The organism is Streptomyces sp. NRRL S-495, assembly GCF_000966955.1.
GTDB classification, from domain to species: Bacteria; Actinomycetota; Actinomycetes; order Streptomycetales; family Streptomycetaceae; genus Kitasatospora; species Kitasatospora purpeofusca.
Window position 1 is genome coordinate 1 of sequence record NZ_JZWY01000629.1, and the last position, 6,961, is coordinate 6,961.

The following is a 6,961-nucleotide window of genomic DNA, read 5'->3' on the forward strand; positions in this document are numbered from 1 at the left end:
GGACGGGGGCGGCCGCCGTCTGCGGATGCAGCAGGCGGAGGCGGCGCGACGGCGAGGGCCGCCGGCTGACGGCGGTGCGCAGTTCCTCGTGGGGCGCCCGCAGTACCGGGACCGTCCGCTCCTGGACGGCCGGAGGCTGCCGGAGCCCGGCGGACGCCTCGCCCGACCCGCCCGCCTCGGCCTCCTCGGCAGCCAGGGAGGAGTCGGACGCCTCGGACGAGCCGGACGACTCGGACCCGCCGTCGGCGTCCCCACCGCGCGGCCGCGGCACGGAGCCGCCCAGCAGGACGCCGGCCGTGCCGCCCGTCCGGCCGTCGGTGCCCACCGCCGTGATCGAGCAGCGGGTCACCCCGTCCACCGGGGCGGCGGCGTCGGGCGCCGGGGGAACGGGTGGGGCGGACGGCGTCCGGTCGGCGGCGGTCCGGTCGAGCGTGGTCATTGGCACGGGCCCTTCGGGGTACGGTCCCGTTGATCCTCCCGCACCGGGCGACGTGCTCCAAGCGCGTTTCCGCCCCCTGCGCCCCACAACACCGTCACGCCCCACGAGTCCCCCTCGTACCACCGGTCCCACCTGCACAACACCCTGACGTCCCATCGGGCTCCCCGGTTCCCACGCCAGGCTGCCCGACTCGTCCGGCCCCCGTCCGGCCCCCGTTCGGTCCCACCCTCCCCCCGGATTTCCCCCCGGGGGGAGGGCACCGGTCAGGCGCCGGGTGCCACGAAGCCCTTCAGGTCGGACAGGACGACGTTGGCAGCGGCCACGCCGAGCCCGAGGAACCAGGTCTCGTCCGGGACCGGCCTCGCCTGCCCGGACTTGACCGCGCCCAGGGTCTTCCAGAGCGCCCCGCCGAGCACCGCGTCCTGGTTGGTGGAGCTGGGCGTGCCGTAGACCCCGTAGAAGATCCAGTCGGCGTCCGCCTTGTCGATCTGCTCGGGGCCGATCTCCACCGCGAGCTCCTTGACCTGCTCGATCGCGGGCTGCGGCAGCCGGACGTCGGTGAGGACGGTACCGATGAAGGACAGCTCCGCGTACAGCCGGGTCTTGCCGGGCATGAAGCGCAGCGGCGTGATGGTGGGCCGCTTGTCGCCGAGCGCGGCGCCGATCGCCGCCGCGGCCGCCTGGTAGGCGTCCAGCTGGGCCCTGGCCTCCGCCTCCAGGCCGAACGGGCTCGCGTTGAGCAGGAAGTTCTGCTTCCACGGGTAGCCGGGGCGCAGAGAGAAGACGGTCGGCGCGATCTTGGAGAGCTGCTGGTACTGGTCCTGGGCGCGCAGCTGGCTGCCGAGGATCAGGTCGGGCTTGAGCGCGGCGATGGCCTCCAGGTTGAGGCTGTTGATGGTGCCGACGGCGGCGGGGCTGCCGGCCCTGTCCTTGAGGTAGGACGGCATGGTCTTGGAGCCGTCGGTGTGGACCACGCCGACCGGCTGGATGCCCAGCGAGACGACGTTGTCGAGCTCGCCGGTGTCGAGGACGACGACCCGGGTCGGCTTCGCCGGGAGGACGGTCTCGCCCAGCGCGTGCCGGATCGTCCGCGGGTAGACGCCGGGTGCGGCGTCGGTGCCGAAGCCCTTCATCTTCTCGATCACGGTGGCGTAGTCGTCGCCGCCCTGCTTGACGGACTTCTGGTCGGGCGAGGAGCCGCCGGAGGGCTTCGCCGCGCCGCCGCCGGAACCGCCCGATCCGGCCGGTCCGCCGGAGTCGCCCGAGCTGCCGCAGGCGGTGAGCAGTCCGCCGAGGCCGAGGACGGCCCCGCCGGTGAGCGCCGCGGTGAGCAGGGCCCGTCGGCCGGGGCGGGGGGTGGTGGGGTGGCCGGGAGTGGGGGACACGCGGCGCTCCTTCGAGGACGGAATGTTGGTTAGGCAAGGCAAACCTATCCGACATCCCGAAAGGGTCCCGCGCCGTGCCGTCCGGGCCCGCGCAGCCGATGCCAAAACATCTCAAAGTGTGACACAGCGGGCAAATCAATTCGGTAACAACCCTTTGAAATAAAGGTACACGCCTTAACGCCCCATGCATCATCGGCCAACGCCCAGCTTCGTACGGGCAAATCGAAGGGAGTGGTTCAAATCACCAAGGGTTGGCCTACTCAACCTTCGGTACCCGCACCTAGGGTGCGCAGGTGTTTGATCAGCAGCTCTCAGAGCACGGAAGCAGCGGCCGGGCAACGGCGCCCGCCGCTCCGCAGGGTGCCCCGGTCAGTGGCGCCAGTGGTGGAGCCCCCGGCACGGGGGTGGCGGGGGCGACGGGGGCAGCGGGGGACAAGGGCCTACGGGGCAACTCCGTCGGCCTGCTGAGCAGCGTGGTCCTGGGCGTCTCCACGGTCGCCCCGGTCTACTGCCTGACCGCCACCCTGGGACCGACGGTCACCGCCGTCGGCGTCCAGATGCCCGCGGTCTTCCTGGCCGGCTTCCTGCCGATGCTGCTCGTCGCGTTCGCGTACAAGGAACTGAACAAGGACTTCCCGGACTGCGGCACGTCCTTCACCTGGACGGTCAAGGCCTTCGGCCCCCGGGTCGGCTGGATGGCCGGCTGGGGCCTGACGGTCGCCACCATCATCGTGCTGTCCAACCTCGCCGGGGTGGCCACCGACTTCCTCTACCTCATGCTCGGCGAGATGACGGGCAGCGGAGCCGTCGCCGACCTCAACGACAACAAGGCCGTCCATCTGGCCACCGTCGTCGTACTGATCGCCGCCGCCACCGCGATGAGCTACCGCGGCATGACGGCCACCAAGTGGTTCCAGTACAGCCTGGTCGGGCTCCAGCTCGCCGTCCTGCTGCTGTTCGCCGGCATCGCCATCGGCAAGGCCGCCACCGGCGACCTGCCCGACTCCATCGGCTTCTCCGCCTCCTGGCTCAACCCGCTCGAGGTGGGCTCGTTCAGCGCCTTCACCGCCGGCCTGTCGCTCTCGATCTTCATGTACTGGGGCTGGGACACCTGCCTCACCATGAACGAGGAGACCAGCGGCAGCGCCAAGACCCCGGGCCGCGCCGCGATGATCTCGATGGTCACCCTTGTCGGCTCCTACCTGCTGGTCGCCGTCGCCGCCCAGATGTTCGCCGGCGTCGGCAGCACCGGCAACGGCCTCGGCAACCCGGACACCGCCGACAACGTCTTCTCCGCCCTGGCCCGGCCGGTCCTCGGCTCGCCGTGGAGCATCCTGCTCTTCCTGGCCGTCGTCGCCAGCGCCGCCGCCAGCCTGCAGACCACCTTCATCCCGGTCGCCCGGACCCTGCTCGCGATGAGCGCCTACCGGGCCGTGCCGCCCCGCTTCGGCACCGTCCACCCGCGCCACCGCACCCCCGGCTTCGCCACCCTCGCCGCCGGTGCCGCCACCGCCGTGTTCTACGTCGGCATGAGCGTGATCAGCGAGAACGTCGTCCAGGACACCATCCTGGCCCTCGGGCTGATGATCTGCTTCTACTACGCGCTGACCGCCTTCGCCTGCGTCTGGTACTTCCGCCACTCGCTCCGGGACAGTCTGCGCGACCTCGCTCTCAAGGGCCTCGCCCCCCTGCTCGGCGGGCTCCTGCTCAGCGGGGTCTTCCTGCAGACCCTCACCGACGCCTGGGACCCCGAGTACGGCAGCGGCGCCGTCCTCGGCATCGGCTCGGTGTTCGTCATCGGCGTCGGCATCCTGCTGCTCGGCGCGGTCCTCATGCTCGTGTACAGCGCCTACCGGCCCGCGTTCTTCCGCGGCGAGACGCTCCGCCAGGACACCCCCGCCCTCGTCGTCGAGGACTGACGGGCAACGGAGGACTGACGGGCAACGGAGGACCGCGGAAAGCCGCGGCGCGGAAAAGGAAAACCGGTGGCGGGCCGGCACCGGCGCCGCTACCCTCGACCCCATGAAGCGCTTCGCAGGTCTCAACTGGTGGCCGTCCTAGGACGGCCACCAGCCACGCCTGACCAGGGCCGTCCGGGATGGACGGCCCTGTTGCGTTTCTCCGACGGGACGGGCCCCGAGCCCCGGACGGCCGCGACCACCGCCGTACCGAGGAGAAACCCCGTGACCACCGCGACCACGCCGACCGCTGCAGACGTCCCTACTGAGCCGACCGACCTGGCCGGGCTCGCCGACCTGGACGAAGGCATCCGCGCCGACCCGGCCGCCCACCGCGTCCTCACCGGCGACCGCCCCACCGGCCCGCTCCACCTCGGCCACTACTTCGGCAGCCTCCGCAACCGCGTCCACCTCCAGCGCCTCGGCGTCGAGATGTTCCTCGTCATCCCCGACTACCAGGTCATCACCGACCGGGACCTCGCCGACCGCCTCGCCGAACACACCGAGAACCTCGTCGTCGACTACCTCGCCACCGGAATCGACGCCGACCGCGCCACGATCTTCACCCACAGCTCCGTCCCCGCCCTCAACCAGCTGCTGCTGCCCTTCCTCAGCCTGGTCAGCGTCGCCGAACTCCACCGCAACCCCACCGTCAAGGACGAGATCGCCCACTCCAGCCAGGCCGCCGTGAACGGACTGATGCTCACCTACCCCGTCCACCAGGCCGCCGACATCCTCTTCTGCAAGGCCGACCTCGTCCCCGTCGGCAAGGACCAGCTGCCGCACCTCGAAGTCGCCCGCACCGTCGCCCGCCGCTTCAACGAGCGCTACCCGCACCCCGACGGCACCCCCGTCTTCCCCCGCCCCCGCGCCCTGCTCTCCGCCGCACCGCTGCTCCTCGGCACCGACGGCGGCAAGATGAGCAAGAGCCGCGGCAACTCCGTCCCGCTCGCCGCCGACGAGGACACCACCGCCCGCCTCCTCAAGGGCGCGAAGACCGACGCGGACCGCCGCATCACCTACGACCCCGTCGGCCGCCCCGAGGTCTCCAACCTCCTCCTGCTCGCCGGCCTCTGCCAGGACCGCGCCCCCGAGGAGCTCGCCGAGGAGATCGGCGACGGCGGCGCGGCCGCCCTCAAGCGCACCGTCACCGAGGCCGTGAACGAACACCTCCGCCCGATCCGAGCCCGCCGCGCCGAACTCGCCGCCGACCGGGGCCACATCCGCCAGGTCCTGCGCACCGGCTCCGAACACGCCAACGCGGTCGCCGACGCCACCCTCACCGAAGTGCGGGCCGTCATGGGATCGCTGTGAACGCGTCAGGGGCATAACCTCTCGGGGCCGGTCCCGCACCGGCCCCGAGAGCACCCCGTCCCGGAAGGAACCCGGCCATGGACCAGCACCCGACCACCCCCGGCCGAGGGCTGACCCGCCCGCCGCACCTCCGCCCCGGGGACCACATCGCCGTGGTCGCCACCAGCGGCCCCATCGATCCGCAGCGGCTCAGCGCCGGCACCGCCGTCCTCCGCTCCTGGGGACTGCGCGTCACCGTCGCCCCGCACGTCCTCGACACCCACCCCGTCCTCGGCCACCTCGCCGGCACCGACGCCGACCGCGCCGCCGACCTCCAGGCCGCCTGGCTCGACCCCACCGTCGACGCCGTCATCTGCGCCCGCGGCGGCTACGGCGTCCACCGCATGGTCGACCTCCTCGACTGGGACGCCCTGCGCGCCGTCCAGCCCAAGATCCTCATCGGCTTCAGCGACGTCTCCTCCCTGCACGAGGCCTTCGCCCAGCGCCTCGGCCTCGCCACCCTCTACGGACCGATGAGCGCCACCGCCGGCTTCATCGGCGACGCCCGCACCGCCGAACACCTGCGCCGCACCCTCTTCGACCCCGCCGCCACCACCGTCATCACCTCGCCCACCGCCGCCACCCTCGTCCCCGGCCGGGCCCGCGGCATCACCGCCGGCGGCTGCACCCACGTCCTCGCCGCCGAGCGCGGCACCCCCGCCGCCCGCCCCTCCTACGCCGGCAGCATCCTGATCCTCGAGGACGTCAACGAGCACCCGTACCAGCTCGACCGCCTCCTCACCCAGTTCCTGCGCTCCGGCGCCTTCGACGGCGTCACCGGGGTCGCCCTCGGCTCCTGGGAGGGCTGCGGCCCGCTCGACCGGGTCCGGGACGTCATGCTCGACCGGCTCGGACCGCTCGGCATCCCCGTCGTCTGGGAACTCGGCTTCGGCCACTGCCCGTCCACCCTCACCGTCCCGCTCGGCGTCCCCGCGGTGCTCGACGCCGACGCCGGGACCCTCACCCTGGACCTGCCGGCCCTCGCCGACCGCCCCGCGTAGCCGGGGGCGCCCGCCGGGGGCGGCCCGCCGACGTCGCCCGCTGAGTAGGGTTCGCCCATGAACGCGGACCGCACCACCGGGGACCGCACGGGGGGCACCCCCGGCGCCGACAGCCTGACGGCCCTCGCCCTCGGCCTGCTGCGAGGCCCCGGAAGCCAGGCCCGCACCATCCTCGGCCTCGCCGGCCCGCCCGCCGCCGGCAAGTCCACCCTGGCCCGGCACCTCGTCGCCGAGGTCGAGCGCCGGGAGGGCCCGGGCAGCGCCGCCTACCTCCCCCTCGACGGCTTCCACCTCTCCGCCGCCCAGCTCGACCGCCTCGGCCTCGGCCACCGCAAGGGCGCACCCGCCACCTTCGACACGCACGGCTACGTCGCCCTGCTGCGCCGGGTCGCCACCGAGCGGTTCCAGGACATCTACGTCCCCGACTTCGACCGGGACCTCGACGAACCGGTGGCCGCCCGCCACGTCGTCCACCCGCGGGCCCGCCTGGTCGTGACCGAGGGCAACTACCTCGCCTCCGCCGACCACCCCTGGCCGGAGGCCCGCCGGCTGCTGCGCGAGCTCTGGTACGTCGAGGCCGACGACGCCGTCCGCGAGGCCCGTCTCCTCGACCGCCACCGCACCGGCGGCCGGGACGAGGCCACCGCCCGCCGCTGGGTCACCGGCAACGACCGCCCCAACGGCGAGTACGTGAAGGCCGGCCGTGCCGTCTGCACCCGCATCGTCCGGGCGGACTGTTTGCCTTTGCCTCCGAACGGGCGTAGTGTTCTGTAGTCGCTCGGCAGGGAGCACCGGACACGCATCGGCGCGGACGGTCCCGGGGCG

Annotated in this window: 5 protein-coding genes and 1 pseudogene; 4 read left to right on the plus strand and 2 right to left on the minus strand. The window is 73.0% G+C overall.

The genetic code is table 11. The features are described from left to right. Together VR45_RS46025 and VR45_RS29205 are read right to left on the minus strand one after the other, a co-directional pair. A pseudogene (locus tag VR45_RS46025) lies at nt 1–439 on the minus strand (hypothetical protein); the annotation flags it as partial. 263 nt (nt 440–702) lie between these two features. Next, nucleotides 703–1,824 (minus strand): iron-siderophore ABC transporter substrate-binding protein, encoded by a 1,122-nt coding sequence (locus VR45_RS29205; protein ID WP_234326289.1) that lies wholly within the window; start codon nt 1,822–1,824, stop codon nt 703–705. A gap of 404 nt (nt 1,825–2,228) precedes the next feature. Here VR45_RS29205 and VR45_RS29210 point away from each other — a divergent pair, with 404 nt between their 5' ends. The 4 genes from VR45_RS29210 (at nt 2,229) to VR45_RS29225 (ending at nt 6,910) form a co-directional block, all read left to right on the plus strand. Continuing rightward, nucleotides 2,229–3,743 carry an APC family permease gene (locus VR45_RS29210; protein ID WP_045942861.1) on the plus strand — a complete coding sequence of 505 codons (1,515 nt, stop codon included), beginning with the start codon at nt 2,229–2,231 and terminating at the stop codon, nt 3,741–3,743. Between the two features lie 318 nt (nt 3,744–4,061). Then, nucleotides 4,062–5,096 (plus strand): tryptophan--tRNA ligase, encoded by a 1,035-nt coding sequence (gene trpS / locus VR45_RS29215; RefSeq protein WP_045942865.1) that lies wholly within the window; start codon nt 4,062–4,064, stop codon nt 5,094–5,096. 77 nt (nt 5,097–5,173) lie between these two features. Beyond that, nucleotides 5,174–6,136: an LD-carboxypeptidase gene (locus VR45_RS29220; protein ID WP_045942862.1), complete on the plus strand. Its 963-nt coding sequence runs from the start codon at nt 5,174–5,176 to the stop codon at nt 6,134–6,136. Nucleotides 6,137–6,193: 57 nt separating this feature from the next. Continuing rightward, the gene (locus tag VR45_RS29225) at nt 6,194–6,910 is read left to right on the plus strand and encodes a nucleoside/nucleotide kinase family protein (protein WP_045942863.1); all 717 of its coding nucleotides are present in this window, start codon (nt 6,194–6,196) and stop codon (nt 6,908–6,910) included. Nucleotides 6,911–6,961: the final 51 nt, after the last annotated feature.

Coding starts and splice junctions, on each gene's coding strand:
- VR45_RS29220 (WP_045942862.1), top strand. CDS start 5,174: ATGGACCAGCACCCGACCACCCCCGGCCGAGGGCTGACCCGCCCGCCG.
- VR45_RS29225 (WP_045942863.1), top strand. CDS start 6,194: ATGAACGCGGACCGCACCACCGGGGACCGCACGGGGGGCACCCCCGGC.